The organism is Streptomyces sp. NPDC016459, assembly GCF_040632845.1.
In the GTDB taxonomy this organism is placed as follows: domain Bacteria; phylum Actinomycetota; class Actinomycetes; order Streptomycetales; family Streptomycetaceae; genus Streptomyces.
The window spans coordinates 31,884-48,345 of the sequence record NZ_JBEYCR010000019.1; the positions used below are offsets into that span (position 1 = coordinate 31,884).

The following is a 16,462-nucleotide window of genomic DNA, read 5'->3' on the forward strand; positions in this document are numbered from 1 at the left end:
CGAAGGAACAGTCAGCAGCCCATGCAATTCCGCCAGAAGGCCCTTTCCAAGCTGCAGTCACCCGAGGAACTCGAACTGCCCGTGCGCTTCGCGCGCCCGCAGGGACGGCTCGTCCTGGCGGTCACCGCACTCGTCGTGGCCGCCGCGTGCTTCTGGGCCTTCACCGGCACCGTCACCGACCGGCTTTCCGCCCCCGGCGTCCTCACCCACGCCCAGGGCAGGTACCTGCTGCAGAGCCCCGTCGCCGGGCAGGTGACCCAGGTCCTCGTCACCGAGGGCGCGCGGGTCGCCGCCGGCGCACCGCTCGTCGTCGTCCGCACGGCACAGGGCGACCGGCCCGTGCGCGCGGTCGCCGCGGGCCGTCTGACGGCGCTCCTCGCCCGCACCGGCGCGGTCGTGACGACGGGCGCCGACATCGCCACCGTCGAACGGGTCACGGACCCGCACGATCCGCTCATGGCCGTCCTCTACGTCCAGGGCGGCGACACCGCCTCCCTCCGCGTCGGCGCCCCCGTGGACGTCGGCGTCCGCTCGGCGGCGCGGAGCACGAACGGCACCCTGCGCGGCCGCATCGCCTCCGTGGGCGGCGCACCCCAGACCCCGGCGCAGATCGCCGCCTTCCTCGGAGACGACCGGCTCGCCGCCGAGTTCACCCGCGAGGGCGCCCCGGTGGCCGTCCTCGTCTCCCTGGAACGCCCGTCCGCCACCGACGGCCCCCCGGGCGCCGCCGCCTCGGGTACGCCGGTCACCGGCGCCGTCCACCTCTCCGCACACCGCCCCGTCGACTGGCTGCTCCCGTGAACCGCGCCGCTCCGCACGACCGCCGTACCCGGCCCGTCACCCGTACCCGCGCCGCCGCGCGGACCCCGGCGCACGCCCCGCGGAACCGCCGCCGCGCGGCCGCGCCCCGGGGCAGAACCCCGCGCCCCGTCCGTACCCCCACCGTCCTCCAGATGGAGGCCGTGGAGTGCGGAGCGGCCGCCCTCGCCATGGTGCTCGCCCACTACGGCCGGTTCGTGCCGCTGGAGGAGCTCCGCATCGCCTGCGGCGTCTCGCGCGACGGCTCGCGGGCGAGCAACCTGCTGAAGGCGGCACGGAGTTACGGCCTCCGGGCCAAGGGCATGCAGATGGACCTCGCCGCCCTCGCGGGCGTCGCCGCTCCGGCCGTGCTGTTCTGGGAGTTCAACCACTACGTCGTCTACGACGGCATGACCCGTCGCCCCGGCCGCCGGGGCGTGCACGTCAACGACCCCGGCAAGGGCCGCCGGTTCGTACCCATGGAGGAGTTCGACACCGCCTTCACCGGCATCGTCCTCGTCCTCGAACCCGGCCCCGACTTCCGGCGCGGGGGCCGCAGGCCCGGGCTCCTCGGCGCCGTGCCGGGCCGGCTGCGCGGCATGTCCGGCACCATGGCCGCCGCCGTCCTCGCCAGCCTCCTCCTGGTCGTCGTCGGCGCGTGGGTCCCCGCCCTGAGCCGTACGTACATCGACATGTTCCTCATCGGCGGGCGGTCCTCCCTCGTGGGCGTGCTGCTCGCCGGCATGGCCGTCGCGCTGGTGCTCACCGCCACGCTCACCGCCCTCCAGCAGGCCAACCTCCTGCGCGGGCGGATCGTCTCCTCGACCCTGACCGGCGCCCGCTTCCTGCGGCACCTGCTCCGCCTACCCGTCTCCTTCTACGCCCAGCGCGGCCCGGCCGACCTGGTCCAGCGGCTGCGGTCCAACGACACCGTCGCCGAGACCCTCGCCCGCGACCTGTCGGCGGCCGGCGTCGACGCCCTCGTCGTCCTGCTGTACGCCGTCCTGCTGTGGACGTACGACCCCCAGCTCACGGTCGTCGGCGTCGGCGTGGCCCTCCTGAACATGGTGGCGATGCGGATCACGGTCCTCGTGCGGGCCACGGGCGCCGGGAAGCTGCGCGCCGAGAGCGCCCGCCTCGCGAACACCTCGTACGGCGGGCTCCAGCTCATCGAGACCATCAAGGCGACGGGCGGCGAGGACGGCTTCTTCCGCCGCTGGGCGGGCCAGCACGCCGTCACCCTCGACGTACAGCAGCGCCTCGGCGTGCCCACCGCCTTCCTCGCGGTCGTCGCGCCGACGCTCGCCGCCGCCAACAGCGCCCTGATCCTGATGATCGGCGGACTGCGGGCCGTCGAGGGTCATCTGACGGTCGGTCTGCTCGTCGCCTTCCAGGCCCTGGTGACGGCCTTCACCGCGCCGATCGCCCGTCTGGGCGGCGTCGTCGGCCGCGCGCAGGACTTCGCCGTCGACGTCGCCCGCCTCAGGGACGTCGAGAGCTTCCCGGTCGATCCGGTCCACACCCGCCGCGAGCCCCCCGGTCCAGCCCGCCGCCTCGTCGGTCACGTCCGGCTCGACCACGTCACCTTCGGCTACAGCCCCCTGGACGCGCCCCTGCTCAAGGACTTCTCGATGACGGTCGGACCCGGGCAGCAGGTCGCGCTCGTCGGCGGCTCCGGCAGCGGCAAGTCCACCGTCTCCCGACTCATCGCGGGCCTGTACGCCCCCTGGGAAGGCACCCTGCGCATCGACGGGATGCCGCTCGCGGACATCCCGCGCGGCGCCCTCGCCGCCTCGGTCTCCTTCGTCGACCAGGACGTCTTCCTCTTCGAGGGAACCGTCCGCGACAACGTCGCCCTGTGGGACCCGTCCGTCCCCGACGAGGCCGTCGTCGCGGCGCTCGCCGACGCCGCCGTCCTCGACGTCGTGTCCCGGCGGCCCGGCGGCATCCACAGCCGGGTCGAGCAGGACGGCCGGAACTTCTCCGGCGGCCAGCGTCAGCGCCTGGAACTCGCCCGGGCCCTCGTCCGCGACCCCGCCGTCCTCGTCCTCGACGAGGTGACCAGCGCCCTCGACGCGGACACCGAGCGGGCCGTCATCGACAATCTGCGGCGCCGGGGCTGCGCGTGCGTGGTGATCGCCCACCGGCTCAGCACGGTCCGCGACAGTGACGAGATCCTCGTACTCGACCGGGGCACGGTGGTGGAGCGCGGGCCGCACGCGTATCTGCTCACCGCGGGCGGCCGGTACGCGGACCTGGTGAAGGAGGCTTGAGGTGACGTCCCCCCGCCCCGCCACCACGACCGCCTCCGCTGCCGACGCGGACCCGGTGGTCACCGCCCTGGGCGCGCTCGGCAGGCCCGTCGACGGCACGGGCCTGCGCAGCCTGCCCCTGGAGGGGCCGTGGGTGCTGTGGCTCGTCGTCCACGGCCGTCTGGACCTCTTCGCCGTCGACGTGGCGGGGCTCGGTCCCTGGCACTTCCTGGGCCGCCTCGACGCGGGCGCGCTGCTCCTCGGCCCGGCCGAGGGCCCCGGCCACACCCTCGTCGGCCGCCCGTCCCAGGAGTGCCTGCTGCGCCGGATCGAACTGCGCGAGGCGGCCACCCCTCCGTACCCGGACGAACGGCAGCCCGGCGGCTGGTACGACGGACAGGAGCACGGATACGGGGGCGGGGACGGCCGCACGTACGGATACGGGCACGGGCACCCGTACGGCCACGGGTACGGGGGCGGTGCCGTCGGGACGCCGGTCCTGAGCCCGCTGAAGGAGGCCTTCGCCCGTGGCATCGGCCGTGGCCTGCGCGTCCTGTACGAGGCTCCGCTCGACGGCCGCGCCGACCCCGGGCAGGGCGCGGAGGACGACGAGATCGTGTGGATGCCGGTCGCCCCGGGGAGCGTCGGCTACGGCTCCGCCTCCGCGTCGCACCCGGCCGGCACACTCCTCGTCGACGCGGCGATGTGGCAGGGCATGGTGGATCAGCAGCACCGGCTCCTGTACGCCCTCGACGACCGGATCGAGCAGCGCCGGCGCGACCACGAGGACCGTGCGGCCGCCGGTCTCGCGGCGGGCCGGGCGGCGGACAGCGAGGGGGACCGCGCGCTCCTGGCCGCCCTCGGCCGCTCCGGCCGCGGCGCCCGGCGCGGCGGCTCATCGGACGCGACCCGGGCCGTTTGCCGTCTGGTCTTCGCGGACGCCCGCATCACGCTCGCCGACCCGTCCGGCACGGGAGGGGCGTCGGAATCGACGACGGACCCCGGGCGGAACGACCCGGTCGAACGCCTCGCCCGCGCCTCCCGGGTCCGCACCCGCACCGTCGGGCTGCGCGGCCGCTGGTGGCGGGAGAACTGCGGCCCCCTGCTCGGCCGGCGCGAGCCGGACGGCACGCCCGTCGCCCTGCTGTGGCGGCGCGGCGGCTACATTGCGGCCGACCCCGGTGGCAGGCGGGAGCGGATCGGCGCGGACAACGAAGCCGGATTCGAGCGACGGGCCGTCATGTTCTACCGCCCCCTGCCCGAGGGACGGCCGGGTCTGCCGCGACTCCTTCGCTTCAGCCTGGGCGGCAGCCGCCAGGATCTGCGCGGCCTCCTCCTGGCCGGGCTCGTCTCCGTCGTCCTCGGCGCGACGGTGCCGGTGGCCACCGGCCGGATCCTCGGGCAGTACGTACCACAGGGGCGCGGCGACCTCGTCGTCGTCACGGCGATCGCCCTGCTCGCGGCCACGGCCGTCGGGGCCGCGTCGCTGCTGGCGCAGAACATCGCCCTGCTGCGGATGGAGGGCCGGATCGAGGCCACCCTCCAGCCCGCCGTCTGGGACCGGCTGCTGCGGCTGCCGGCCACCTTCTTCACCGGCCGCTCGACGGGCGAGCTGGCCAACGCGGCCATGGGTATCAGCGCCGTACGCCGCATGCTGTCCGGCATCGCCCCCGTCTGCCTGCAGGCCGGCACCGTCGGCACGGTGAACCTGGTCCTGCTCCTCGTCCACAGCGTGGAACTGGCGCTTGTGGCCCTCGCGCTCGTCCTCGTGGTCGCCGCGGTCCTCCTCACCCTGGGGCTGTGGCAGCTGCGTCATCAGCGGCGCCTGACCGAGCTCGGCAACCGGCTCGACAACCAGACCTTCCAGACCCTGCGGGGCCTGCCCAAGCTGCGCGTCGCGGCGGCCGAGAGCTTCGCCTACGCCGCGTGGGCGCGGGAGTTCGCCCGTACCCGGGTGCTCCAGCAGCGCGTCGGCCGGATCCAGAACGCCCTCACGGTCCTGGGTGCCGTGTGCCTGCCGCTCTGCACCCTGGTGATGTTCGCGCTGCTCGCCGGGCCCGCGCGCGGCACGATGTCCGCCGCCGCGTTCCTCACGTTCTCCACCGCCCTGACGCTGCTGCTCTCCTCGGTCACGCAGGCGACCGGCGCGCTCCTCTCGGTCGCCGCCGTCCTGCCCGTCTTCGAACAGGTCGTGCCGATCCTGAAGGCCGCGCCCGAGGTACGCGCCGGAGCCGCCCTCCCCGGCACGCTCACCGGCGCCGTCGAGGCGCGCGGCCTCTCGTACCGCTACAGCCCCGACGGCCCCCTCGTCCTCGACGGCGTCGACCTCCGGGTCCGGCCCGGCGAGTTCGTCGCGATCGTCGGCCCCAGCGGCTGCGGCAAGTCGACCCTCCTGCGTCTGCTCATCGGCTTCGACCGGCCCACCGAGGGCAGCGTCCTGTACGACGGCCAGGACCTCGCCGCACTCGACCTGGCAGCCGTACGGCGCCAGTGCGGGGTCGTCCTGCAGAACGCCCAGCCCCTGACCGGCTCCCTCCTCGAATGCGTCCGGGGCGCCGAGGACCACACCCTGGAGGAGGTTGAGCGGGCCGTCACGCTCGCGGGGCTCGCCGACGACGTCCGGGCCATGCCGATGGGCCTGCACACCATGCTGTCCGACGGCGGCGCCACCCTCTCCGGGGGCCAGCGCCAGCGCCTCATGATCGCCCAGGCCCTCGTCCGCTCGCCCAGGATCCTGTACCTCGACGAGGCGACCAGTGCCCTCGACAACGAGACCCAGCGCCAGGTGATCGACGCCACCCGTGCCCTGCGCACCACCCGCGTGGTCATCGCCCACCGCCTGTCCACGATCATGGGCGCCGACCGCGTGCTCGTCATGGCGGACGGCCGCGTCGTCCAGCAGGGCGCCCCCGCCGACCTGCTCGCCGACCCCACCGGCCTCTTCCACATGCTGGTCCGCCGCCAACTGGGCTGACGCCCCTCCGACGTGCCGTGCGGCGCGGACGGGAGCATCCTGGAGAGCAGCAGCGGCCCACAGGACCCGATACCCGTGCCCATGCCCCATCGCCATCGGCGGGAGGTGTCCCATGCGTCTGCGCCTGTCGGCCCGGCCCGGGTGGACGTGCTCACGGCGCGCTCCGACACCGCGCGGGGCGGAACCCTCGTCGTGACGGGCCGCCGCGACGGCCCGGCGGGCTGGGACCAGGACACCGCCTTCGCCCGCGCCGTCCTGAGCCAGGACGGCATCGCCGTCGCCGAACTCGACATGGACCTGCGGGTCGTCCGCGCCAACGCCGCTTACGACGCCCTGCGCCACGCCGGCGGTCCCATCGTCCTGCGCCTGATCCGCGACCGCGTCCTGGTCTGCGAGGTGTCCGACCCCAGCAACACCCAGCCCCGACTGCGCCGCGCGCTGAACACCGAGGAGGAGGGCCGTGGCCTCTTCCTCGTCGCCCAGCTGTCGACCCGCTGGGGCTGCCGCTACGGGCCGCGCGGCAAGACGATCTGGACGGAGCAGGCCCTCGCCCCGTCACTCCCGCCCCGCCCCGGCCCCTGACCCCCCGGAGCCGCCCCCGTCATGACTCCGTGCGGACGACCACCACGAGCGTGCGCGGGCCGTGAACGCCCTCCACCCGCTCCAGTTCGATGTCCGACGTCGCGGACGGCCCGCTGATCAGGGTCGTCGGCCGTTCGGGGACCAGCCGGGCCAGGGCCTCGGGGACCCCGACGGCGACGGAGGAGAGGTCGACCACGCACACGTGGACGTCGGGGACGAGGGACAGCGCCCGGCGCCCCTGGTCGGCCGAGCCGTCGAGGAAGATCGTCCCGGTCTCGGCGCAGCTCACCGCCGAGGACGTCACCACCGCGTCGAGCATGGCCAGGTCCGGCGCGGGCACGTCGGCGCCGTCCTCCTCCACGACGCCGTCCCAGTCCGCGAGCCAGGACCGGTCGAGGCCCGCGGGCACGCCGACGCGCCGGGCGCCGAGACCGGCGAGGACGTCCGCGAGGGCCGCCGCGGTCTCCGCCGCCTTACAGGTCCTCACTCGCGCCCTGTAGTCGACGAGCCGGTCCGTGAACAGCGCGAGCCGCTCGGCGTCCGGGAGGTCACGGCCCCGCCGGTAGGCACGATCCACCGTGGCCACAGGCTGCGGGGCGAGCGCCAGCGCGTCACGCACGCGGCCTAGCACGGTCTCGCGGGCGGTCATCGGTCCTCCTGGGAATTGCCGCCGCGGCGCCTCGGGGCGGAGTCGGTACTGGGGGCGTGGCCGGTACTCGGAGCGGGGTCGATACTCGGGGCGGCGTCCGCACTGGGGGCGGAGTCGGCGCCGGGGGCGGGGGCGGGGGCTGGGGCGGCGCCGGGGATTGCGTCCGTACGCGTACTCGGGTCCGTACGCGTACTCGGGTCCGTACGCGTACTCGGGTCCGCGCCGGTACTCGGGGCCGCGTCGGCGAGGGCGCGCCGGCCTTCCTCGGAGGCGTACCACTCGCGGAAGGTCTGCCGGGGCGGGGCCGGGGTGTCGCGGCTGTCGCTCCAGCCCCGCAGGGGTGGCGGAAGGTGCGAGATCGTGCCGTCCCGTCCGGCGGCGATCCGGCCGAGCCGCGCGGCCTTCTGCGCGGCCGTGTACAGCTTCGGGCGGCCCATGACGGCGGCTGCGGCCCGCATGGCGAGCCGCTCGGCGCTCCGGCCGGTCTGCTCGGTGTCCTGGTGGCGCAGCTCCACGAGGAGCGACGGGATGTCGATCTTCACGGGGCAGGCGTCGTAGCAGGCGCCGCAGAGCGTGGAGGCGTAGGGCAGCGAGGAGTTGGGATCGTTCTTCGCGGCGTGCATGCCGGCGAGCTGCGGAGTGAGCACGGCGCCGATCGGGCCGGGGTAGGTCGACCCGTAGGCGTGGCCGCCGACCCGCTCGTACACCGGGCAGACGTTCAGGCAGGCGGAGCAGCGGATGCAGTTCAGGGCCTGTCGGCCGACGGCGTCGGCGAGTGCGGCGGTGCGTCCGTTGTCGAGCAGGACCAGGTGGAACTCCTGCGGGCCGTCGCCCGGTGTGACGCCCGTCCACAGCGAGGTGTAGGGGTTCATGCGTTCCCCGGTGGAGGAGCGCGGCAGCAGTTGGAGGAAGACCTCCAGGTCGGCGTAGCGCGGCAGGACCTTCTCGATGCCCATGACGGTGATCAGGATGCGCGGCAGGGTCAGGCACATCCGGCCGTTGCCCTCGGACTCGACGACGCAGAGCGTGCCCGTCTCGGCGATCCCGAAGTTGGCGCCGGAGACGGCGACGGGGACGGTCAGGAACTTCTCGCGGAGGTAGGCGCGGGCGGCGGCGGCCAGTTCCGCGGGCACGGAGCTCAGATCCGGGTCGACGCCCGGGATCTTCGTGAGGAAGATCCGGCGGATCTCCTCGCGGTTGCGGTGGATCGCGGGCACCAGGATGTGCGAGGGCCGGTCGTCGGCGAGCTGCACGATCAACTCGGCGAGGTCGGTCTCGTGGGCGGTGACGCCGTGGCTCTCCAGGTGTTCGTTGAGGCCGATCTCCTGCGTCGCCATCGACTTGACCTTGATGACCTCGCGGTTTCCGGTGGCGGTGACGAGCCGGGTGACGATCTCGTTCGCCTCCGCCGCGTCCCGGGCCCAGTGCACCGTGCCGCCGGCCTCGGTGACCTTCGCCTCCAGCTGTTCGAGCAGTTCGGGCAGCCGGTTCATGGTGTCGGTCTTGATCGCCGCGCCGGCGGAGCGCAGCTCCTCCCAGTCGGGCACCTCCGCGGTGACGGCCAGGCGCTTGGCGCGGATGGTGTGCGTCGCCTTGTGGAGGTTGGAGCGCAGCTGAGCGTTGCCCAGTTCGGCGGCGGCCGCCTTCGGGAACGCCAGATCGCCCCTCAGGTTGCCTTCGCCGTACGGGGATCGGGGCGGGACGGCGGGCATGCCCAGGAACGTGCTGCTCATCGGGCGGCCTCCGTCAGGGGGAGCGGTGAGGTGCGGGTGGCGGCCAGGATCTGGGCCAGGTGCAGCGTGCGGGTCCCGGACCGGATGCGGGACAGACCGCCGCCGATGTGCATCAGGCACGAGGAGTCCCCGGCGGTGCAGACGGCGGCGCCGGTGGAGGCCACGTTGCCGAGCTTGTCGGCGAGCATGGCGGAGGAGGTCGCGGCGTTCTTGACGGCGAAGGTCCCGCCGAAGCCGCAGCAGGCGTCCGCCTCGGGCAGTTCGACCAGGTCGATGCCCTCGACGGCCCGCAGGAGGCGCAGCGGTTTGTCGTCCACGCGGAGCATCCGCAGCGAGTGGCAGGTCGGGTGGTAGGTGACGCGGTGCGGGAAGTGGGCGCCGACGTCCACGGTGCCGGTGACGTCGACCAGGAACTCGGACAGTTCGTACGTCTTGTCCTTCACCGCTGCGACACCGGCGCGCAGGGCGGGGTCGCCGTACCGAGCCGCGACGGTCGCGTGCTGGTGGCGCACGCTTCCGGCGCACGAACCGGAGGGCATGACGACGGCTTCGACGTGAGGGTCGCCGAACTGCTCGGCGAAGGCGCGGACCAGGGGGACCGGTTCGCGCTGGTAGCCGGTGTTGATGTGCATCTGGCCGCAGCAGGTCTGGCCGGGCGGGAACACCAGCTCGTGGCCGAGTCGGGTGAGCAGCAGGGCCGTCGCCCGCACCGCGTCGGGGAAGAGCGTGTCTCCCAGACAGGTGGCGAAGAGTCCGATGCGCATGGGGGGACCTCCACGGTCGAAGTATGGTCCGACCTTACTCGGGACGTCGCTACCCCTCAACCTCTGCCCACCATATGGTCAGACCTTAGAAGGTGATGCGGACGGAAGGACGTCCGCCGGTCATTCGCCGGGCGTCACGGGCTTCCGCCCACCGACGACCGCGCCGTGGAACCCGCGGATGTGCCGCTCCACCAGGTCGGCCGCCGCGGCGCCCTCGCCGGCCCGGACGAGGCGGAGCAGCTCGACGTGCTCGTCATGGAGCCGGTCCGCGGTCGCGGCCCAGTCCTCGGCCGCCTCCTCCGCCTCCAGGATCAGCGCGCGCACGGACTCCCGTACGGCGGAGGTCAGGGTCGAGACGAGGGGGTTGCCCGAACTGCGGGCGATCAGCACGTGGAAGGCGGTGTCCAGGTCGTTGTACGTGACGACGTCCGCACCGGCGTCCCGCATCCGGGTGAGCAACGCCTCCGCCTCGGCCAGGTCAGCGTCGGACGCCGACCGGGAGGCCGCCTCGAAACTGGAGCGCTCCAGCACGACACGCGCTTCGAGCACGTCGTCGACGCCGTAGCTGCCGAGGGCGAGGTGGAGTCGCAGCACCCGGCCGAGGGCGTCGTCCGGGTTGCGTACGATCCGCGCGCCCGCGTCGGGCCCGCGTCCCACGTTCGCGACCAGCGCGCCGATGGTCTCCAGGACCCGCAGCGCCTCCCGCAGTGCGGACCGGCTCACGCCCAGCTCCAGGGCCAGTTCCCGCTCGGGCGGCAGGCGGTCGCCCGCCTTGAGCTCACCGGCGAGCACCTGCCGCTCGATGCTCTCCAGCACGAGTTCGTGCGTCCGCGACTGCCGCACGGGTCGCCACTGGGCCGTCACGGGTACCTCCCCTGTCGATGAACGGGCACGGCGCGGAGGGACCGCGCCCCGATCAGGCCATCCTAACTTTGGTCCGACCACAGCCCGGGGGCCGGCGACCCGGCTCCGCCGACCGTCAGGGCGACGGAGCGTCAGCGCGTCAGCGCGTCCAGGATCAGGTCCACCGCCTCGTCGACGGTCCGTCCACGCGGCAGCGTCGGTGGGGCTCCGCAGACGGCGCGTTCCGCGAAGCCCGATTCCACATGGGGCAACCGGATGTCCAGGACGGCCGTGCCCGCGCGCCGCCGTTCACGGCGGACCGAGGTCAGCCACGTCGCGAGGGCGGCCTTCGAAGCGGCGTAGTCCGCCATGCCGGCCGGCGCGGCGTCCACGACGACGCCGGTCACCGCGGCGAGCACACCGCCCGCCGGGACGGCGCCGAGGGCCGCGCGGAGGACGGCCATGGGAGCCAGCGCGTTGACCGTCAGGAGGTGCTCGGCGACCGCGTCGCCGACCGCCTCGGCCGGACCGAATCCCGCGACCCCGACGCAGACCACGACCGCGTCCAGGCCCCCGAGTTCGCCGACCGCCCAGGGGACCGTCCGGGCGCATCCGTCCAGGTCGTAGGCGTCGAGGCGGCGGACCGGCGCGTCGCCGCAGGCGGCGGAGACCCGGGCCAGGGAGTCGGGGTCGCGGCCCGCCACGGCGACCCGGGCCCCGAGTCCGTGCAGCCGCACGGCCAGGGCGGACCCGATGGCACCGGTGCCGCCGGGCACGAGGACACGCGCGCCGTTCACGTCCACGACGCGCCTCCCGTCCCGTCGCGCGGGACGCCGGTGCCGCGCCGCAGGTCGCGCAGCACCTCGCGGGCCGCCCGCGCGCCGGAGGCGAGCGCGCCCTGGACGGAGCCGGTGGCGCGGTGGTCGCCGCACACGTACCGGCCGGGCGCCACTCGCGTGGTGCGGGTCAGCGGCTGCGGCGGCGGCATGGCGGGGAGGGCGTCCTCGACGGTACGGACGGTCAGCAGGTCCCAGCCGCCGGTACCGGTTCCGTACGCCTCGCCGAGCGCGGCCCGCACCTCCCGCTCACGGCCCTGCGTGTCCCGGCCGAGGACCGAGGTCGCGACGAGGGCGTGGCCGGGCGGGGCGTAGGAGGGCACGACGTCGCTGAGGACACAGGTGTTGAGGAAGCGGCGCCGGGTGTCGACGAGCAGCGTCGGCTCATCGAGGGGAGAGCGCGGGGCGACGTGGTAGTACGTCGTCACGATCCGGTATCCGGGCAGGTCGACGCCGGGAAGCAGGGTCATGACGGGCCCGGGGCCGGTGGCGACGACGACGGCGCGTGCGGGGATCTCCCGGCCCCCGGCCGTCAGCGCGCCCTCGTCCGTGAGCCCCGCCACAGGACTCTCCAGGGAGACGGCGCCGTGGGGCAGGGCGGCGGCGAGCGCCCGCGGGACCGCTCCGACACCTGAGGTGGGCAGGCACAGGGTGCCGCGCAGCATGCTCCGCCACACCAGGTGGAACACACGGGCGGAGGTCTCCAGGTCCTCTTCGAGGAAGACCCCCGACAGGAAGGGGCGGAAGAACCTCTCGACGAACGCGTCGGAGATCCCCGCGTCCGCGAGCGCGGTGCGGGTGGTGGTGTCCGCGCGCCGCTTGCGGCGACCGGGAGGCGCCAGCATGTCCCGGGCGGACAGCACGGCGAGGGCGGCCAGGTCGCGGGTCCCGGCGAGGCGGCCCGGCAGCAGGTCGGGCAGCGTGCGCGGGCGGCGGGTCGGGTCGCTGAAGCGGAGTCGGCCCGCCGGGCCGTGGATGAGGACACCGGGGGTGAAGGGCCGCAGTCGCAGGTCCCTGAGGGCCAGGCGGCGCCTGACCTGGGGGTAGGACGTGTTGAAGACCTGGAACCCCCGGTCCACCACGAAGCCCTCGACCCGGTCCGAGCGCATGCGGCCGCCGACCTCGTCACCGGCTTCCACCACGCGTACGTCGAGACCGGCGGCCAGCAGGTCCCGGGCGCAGGCGAGTCCCGCGACACCGGCCCCGACCACCAGCACGTCCGTCACGCCCTGGGCTGCGGACACATGACCACCTCTCCCGTCCGTCGGTACGGCTCGCCGCTCGTTCCCGTGTTCTCCGCGTCGCCCGGCCCCGGATGCGGCACCGCCCGCCCCGTGGAGCGCCGCCCGTCCCCCTGGGCACCGCGTGCGGCGTCGGGCCTCAGCGTCCCGCCCACGCGGCCGCCTTCCGCAGGACGGCGGCACGGCCCCGGTCCGGCACCGTCCACAGGGTCTGTCCGCGTACGCCCCACCGTTCCAGGAGCGCGTTCGCGGCCAGGAAGCCGGTCGTGGCCGCCCGTTCCATCAGTGCGACCGGCAGGTCGGTGCGCACGACGTCACCCGCCACCACCAGGCCGGGGTCCGGGGTGCGTACGGTGGGCCGGTCGGCATACCCGCCCACGGGGAACAGCGGGCAGTCCTCCCGCCACTCGTGGCGGACGTCGACGACCGTGGCCGTACGGGTCTCCGGGTAGACGCGGTGGAGCTGTTCGACGAGGCGCCGCTGTTCCGTGGCGTGGTCCGCGCGCGGGTCGACGGCGTAGGCGTGGAGTTCGACGACGGATCCTCCGGTGCGCGCCGCCCAGCGGGCCGCCTCGTCCTCCCAGCGGTCCAGGACGCTGATGTTGTCGAGGCCGCCGAAGCCGCTGGTGCCGAGGAAGCCGGGGCGGTCGGAGGTGACCGGCCGGTCCAGCCACAGCCGGGTGACCAGGAAGGGCGGTGCCGTGCGCAGGCGCGCGACGCGCTCCCGCCAGCCCGGGTCTCCCAGCCGCTCCGAGCGGGAGACGAGGGACCGCAGGCCTGCCGCGTCCAGGGCGAGGACCACCGCGTCGTACCGGCGCTCGCCGTGATCCCCGGCGATCTCGAACCCACCGTCCCGTGCGGGGGCGACGTGCTCGACGGGGCTCTCGGTGCGCACCTCGGCGGAGTGCTCCCGCAGGTACCCGACGAGGGGGTCCCACAGGGCCGTCGGGAAGGGGGAGCGGGGCACGTCGAACAGCAGGCCCTCGGCGGAGCCGAGGAAGTAGATGTGGAACATCAGCGCCATCTCGGCCGCCGAAAGCTGCCGCGGGTCGGCGAAGAAGCTCCGGGAGAAGACCTCGAAGGCCAGGTGTCGGGCGCGTTCCGGGAAGCGGACGGCTTCCAGGAAGTCGTAGGCGCTGAGGGAGTCGAGGCGGTGGTACACCTCGGGCACGCGGACGTCGAGCAGCGGCAGAGCCGCGACCGGGTCCATGGCGCGCAGGTCCCGTACCCCGAAGGAGGGGCTGAGCGCGACGAAGCCCAGCGCGCTCCACGGCGGGGTGCGCGGCACGTGCCGGAAGCTGTCGCGCAGCCCGTCGGCGTGCAGCAGCGGGTAGTCGGGCAGTCCCCGGAGACGGGCCAGGGCGGGGTCGGTTCGGCGCAGCAGACCCCGCAGGTTGTAGTACTGCCGGAAGAACGCGTGGAAGCCGCGGCTCATGGTCACGGCGCTGCCGTCACGCAGCCGGGTGCCCCAGCCGCCCACCCGGCCGCCGACGTAGGGCTCCCGCTCGTACACCGTCACCGTCACGCCCCGCTCGGCCAGCGCGGTGGCGGCGGCGAGTCCGGCGATCCCGGCGCCGACCACGGCTGCCGAGGGCCGGCCGTGGGCACGGACCGCGCCCGGCCGCGCAGGCAGGACACGGGCGCGGCGGTCCCGGCCGCGGCGCGCGGCGGGCACGGGGTGCGCGGGGACGGTCATCGGTGGTCCTCCCCGCGCGCGGCCACGAACGTGTGGGTGATGCCCGTCTGCCAGCCCGGCAGGGGCAGGGTCCTGACCCGGTCGAAGCCCGCCTGGCGGAGCCGGCCCGCGAACCGGTCGGCCGTGTCGAAGTCGACGACGCTGCGCCACAGGTGGCGGTAGAGCGGCCCGTCGCCCAGAAGGGTGGCGGCGGGCTGAACGACGCCTCGGCACACCATCGTCCACACGGCCCGGTCGGCGCGGCGACCGCCGAGGCTGTACTCGTGCACGCCGAGGCGTCCGCCCGGTCGCAGTACGGCGCGGACCGTGCCGAGGACGGCGTCGGGATCGGAGACGTTACGGAACAGGTAGGCGGCGAACACCGCGTCGAACGGCTCGTCGACCCCCACGTCCGCCAGGCGCTCGGCCGGCGCGTGGACGAACCGCACGCCGTCCGCCCACGGCTTGGCGGCGGCCCGCCCCAGCATGCCCGCCGAGGCGTCGACGGCGGTGACGGCGGCGGCCGGGAGGACGGACCGGATCGCGGCCGTCGACGCTCCGGTGCCGCAGCCGAGGTCCAGCACGCGCAGGCCCTCTCCCCTTCCGGGCAGGCCGAGGCGGCGCACCGAGCGTCGCAGGTGCGCGTGGTAGCCGGGATTCGCGGCGACCAGCGTGTCGTAACTGCGGGACGCGTGGTCGAAGGCGGCGGCGAGGTCCTCGTCGCGCAGCAGGGTCATACGGTCTCCAGAGCGGGTGGGAACGGGCGGGGTGGCCGAGGGAAGTGCGGGAACGGCGGGTCAGCCGAAGGGGCGTCGTGGCAGTCCGGGCAGCTCGACGACGGTGCGCAGCATGGGGCCGACCGGGGTGTGCCGGCCGACGGAGAGGTCCTCGAAGAGGTTCGTGCGCCCGTCGAGGAAGCGCAGCAGCCGACCCGTCGGGACGCGGGCGAACAGCCGGGTGAACAGGGCGGGGCCGTCGACGCGGCCGCTGTCGAGGGCGCGCAGGAGTACGGCGTCCATGGCGCGGGCCCGCGGGGAGTGGGCGGCCGGCGGCACCGGTACGCGCCCTTGCCGCAGCGCGGTGGCGACTGACCGGGTCTGGCGCTGGAGTGCGGCGAAGGCGTATCCGGTGGACGGGCGGGTCGCACCGCCCGCGGCGCCGATCCTGAACACCGAGGCGCCGACCCGTCGCGGCATCGGGGCGTCCGTCATGGGGATCACGCCGGTCTCCGTCGCGACGGTCTCCAGGTCACCGAGGCCCAGGACGTCGTCGGCGTAGTGCCGTACCGCCGCCTCGTAGCCGATCGCCGTCAGGAGGCGCGGGGAGAACTCCGTGTACTCCACGAGGGCTTCGCGCGGGCCGGTGGGCAGGACGTAGCCGAAGGAGAGCCCGTCGGCGGGCTGGGGGGTGCGGAAGTCCATCAGTTCCGCGGTCCCGGCGTCGAAGACGGGTCGCTCGGTGCGCACGAACCAGCCGTGGAAGTGCTGGAGCAGGGTGGTGCGGGCGGCCGGGAGGCTGCCGAGGGGCCGCGAGTCGAACACCCAGCGGGCCTCCAGGGCGTGGGGACGGCCGTCGGGCCGGGTCATCAGCACACGGGCCCCGGAGGGAAACTCCTCCACGGTGTCCACGGTCGCCTCCAGGCGACGGACGTTGGGGCCGCGAGCGAGGTCCCGGGCGACCAGGGACTCGAAGTCGTCGGAGCGGATCATCTTGTACCGCAGGGGCGCGATGTCCCCCTCGATCGGCCGGCCGACCGGCGGCCGCACCCGCAGGCGGTGCCATTCCGCTCGCACCGCGGCGTCGAAGCGGCCGTGTCCCGTCTCCCAGAAGCACCAGGTGCGCGGGGGCGGCCGCAGCGGGCCGGGCGGGGCGTCGACGAGGACCACCGACGGAGTCCTGGCTCCGGGCAGGTGTCCGTTCAGCCGGTGGGCCAGGGACAACCCGGCGGCTCCCGCTCCGATGACCGCCACGTCCACCACATCAGCCTTCAGCACGCGGCTTCCTCCCTCCCGGATCTGCTGTCCACCACCCGTAGGGGTTCCCCCGTCGGCGTGGATCCGGATGCGGTCAGGGAAGGCCGCCACTCGGACAGGTGCGTCCACATGAGGGCATTAC

General features: G+C 74.6%; 12 protein-coding genes and 1 pseudogene. 4 read left to right on the forward strand and 9 right to left on the reverse strand.

The genetic code is table 11. The annotated features are described in order from the left end of the window. Positions 1 to 21 precede the first annotated feature (21 nt). The 4 genes and pseudogenes from ABZ567_RS29145 to ABZ567_RS29160 form a co-directional block, all read left to right on the forward strand. Complete coding sequence (locus ABZ567_RS29145) at positions 22 to 801, forward strand: HlyD family efflux transporter periplasmic adaptor subunit (protein WP_360795370.1); 780 nt, start codon at positions 22 to 24, stop codon at positions 799 to 801. Then, a complete protein-coding gene (locus tag ABZ567_RS29150) occupies positions 798 to 3,071 on the forward strand; it encodes an NHLP family bacteriocin export ABC transporter peptidase/permease/ATPase subunit (protein ID WP_360795373.1) in 2,274 nt (757 codons plus the stop codon). Before ABZ567_RS29145 ends, ABZ567_RS29150 begins: the two co-directional genes overlap by 4 nt. 1 nt (position 3,072) lies before the next feature. Then, positions 3,073 to 6,024, forward strand: a complete 2,952-nt coding sequence (locus tag ABZ567_RS29155) for an NHLP bacteriocin export ABC transporter permease/ATPase subunit (protein WP_360795376.1) — start codon at positions 3,073 to 3,075, stop codon at positions 6,022 to 6,024. A 327-nt stretch (positions 6,025 to 6,351) separates the two neighbouring features. Continuing rightward, a pseudogene (locus ABZ567_RS29160) lies at positions 6,352 to 6,606 on the forward strand (ATP-binding protein); the annotation flags it as partial. A 19-nt stretch (positions 6,607 to 6,625) separates the two neighbouring features. Here ABZ567_RS29160 and ABZ567_RS29165 read toward each other — a convergent pair. The 9 genes from ABZ567_RS29165 to ABZ567_RS29205 form a co-directional block, all read right to left on the reverse strand. Beyond that, the gene (locus tag ABZ567_RS29165) at positions 6,626 to 7,255 is read right to left on the reverse strand and encodes an LUD domain-containing protein (RefSeq protein WP_360795379.1); all 630 of its coding nucleotides are present in this window, start codon (positions 7,253 to 7,255) and stop codon (positions 6,626 to 6,628) included. Continuing rightward, entirely contained in the window at positions 7,252 to 8,988 is a 1,737-nt protein-coding gene (locus ABZ567_RS29170) for a lactate utilization protein B (protein WP_360795382.1), read from the reverse strand. The genes ABZ567_RS29165 and ABZ567_RS29170 overlap by 4 nt, the downstream gene beginning before the upstream one ends. Then, a complete protein-coding gene (locus ABZ567_RS29175; RefSeq protein ID WP_360795384.1) occupies positions 8,985 to 9,752 on the reverse strand; it encodes a (Fe-S)-binding protein in 768 nt (255 codons plus the stop codon). The genes ABZ567_RS29170 and ABZ567_RS29175 overlap by 4 nt, the downstream gene beginning before the upstream one ends. 120 nt (positions 9,753 to 9,872) lie before the next feature. Next, on the reverse strand, positions 9,873 to 10,616 hold the full coding sequence (locus ABZ567_RS29180; protein ID WP_360795387.1) for an FCD domain-containing protein: 744 nt from the start codon (positions 10,614 to 10,616) through the stop codon (positions 9,873 to 9,875). 131 nt (positions 10,617 to 10,747) lie between these two features. After that, entirely contained in the window at positions 10,748 to 11,398 is a 651-nt protein-coding gene (locus ABZ567_RS29185; protein ID WP_360795390.1) for an SDR family oxidoreductase, read from the reverse strand. Then, the gene (locus ABZ567_RS29190; RefSeq protein WP_360795393.1) at positions 11,389 to 12,675 is read right to left on the reverse strand and encodes an NAD(P)/FAD-dependent oxidoreductase; all 1,287 of its coding nucleotides are present in this window, start codon (positions 12,673 to 12,675) and stop codon (positions 11,389 to 11,391) included. Before ABZ567_RS29190 ends, ABZ567_RS29185 begins: the two co-directional genes overlap by 10 nt. Positions 12,676 to 12,811: 136 nt before the next feature. Further along, the gene (locus ABZ567_RS29195) at positions 12,812 to 14,368 is read right to left on the reverse strand and encodes an FAD-dependent oxidoreductase (protein WP_360795396.1); all 1,557 of its coding nucleotides are present in this window, start codon (positions 14,366 to 14,368) and stop codon (positions 12,812 to 12,814) included. Next, positions 14,365 to 15,084 (reverse strand): class I SAM-dependent methyltransferase, encoded by a 720-nt coding sequence (locus tag ABZ567_RS29200; RefSeq protein ID WP_360795400.1) that lies wholly within the window; start codon positions 15,082 to 15,084, stop codon positions 14,365 to 14,367. The genes ABZ567_RS29195 and ABZ567_RS29200 overlap by 4 nt, the downstream gene beginning before the upstream one ends. A 60-nt stretch (positions 15,085 to 15,144) precedes the next feature. Further along, on the reverse strand, positions 15,145 to 16,341 hold the full coding sequence (locus tag ABZ567_RS29205; RefSeq protein ID WP_360795403.1) for a lycopene cyclase family protein: 1,197 nt from the start codon (positions 16,339 to 16,341) through the stop codon (positions 15,145 to 15,147). Positions 16,342 to 16,462: the final 121 nt, after the last annotated feature.

What these genes read in the sequence shown, in the direction of transcription:
- ABZ567_RS29145 (WP_360795370.1), top strand. Translation starts at nt 22, where the DNA reads ATGCAATTCCGCCAGAAGGCCCTTTCCAAGCTGCAGTCACCCGAGGAA.
- ABZ567_RS29195 (WP_360795396.1), bottom strand. Translation starts at nt 14,368, where the DNA reads ATGACCGTCCCCGCGCACCCCGTGCCCGCCGCGCGCCGCGGCCGGGAC.
- ABZ567_RS29200 (WP_360795400.1), bottom strand. Translation starts at nt 15,084, where the DNA reads ATGACCCTGCTGCGCGACGAGGACCTCGCCGCCGCCTTCGACCACGCG.
- ABZ567_RS29165 (WP_360795379.1), bottom strand. Translation starts at nt 7,255, where the DNA reads ATGACCGCCCGCGAGACCGTGCTAGGCCGCGTGCGTGACGCGCTGGCG.
- ABZ567_RS29175 (WP_360795384.1), bottom strand. Translation starts at nt 9,752, where the DNA reads ATGCGCATCGGACTCTTCGCCACCTGTCTGGGAGACACGCTCTTCCCC.
- ABZ567_RS29170 (WP_360795382.1), bottom strand. Translation starts at nt 8,988, where the DNA reads ATGAGCAGCACGTTCCTGGGCATGCCCGCCGTCCCGCCCCGATCCCCG.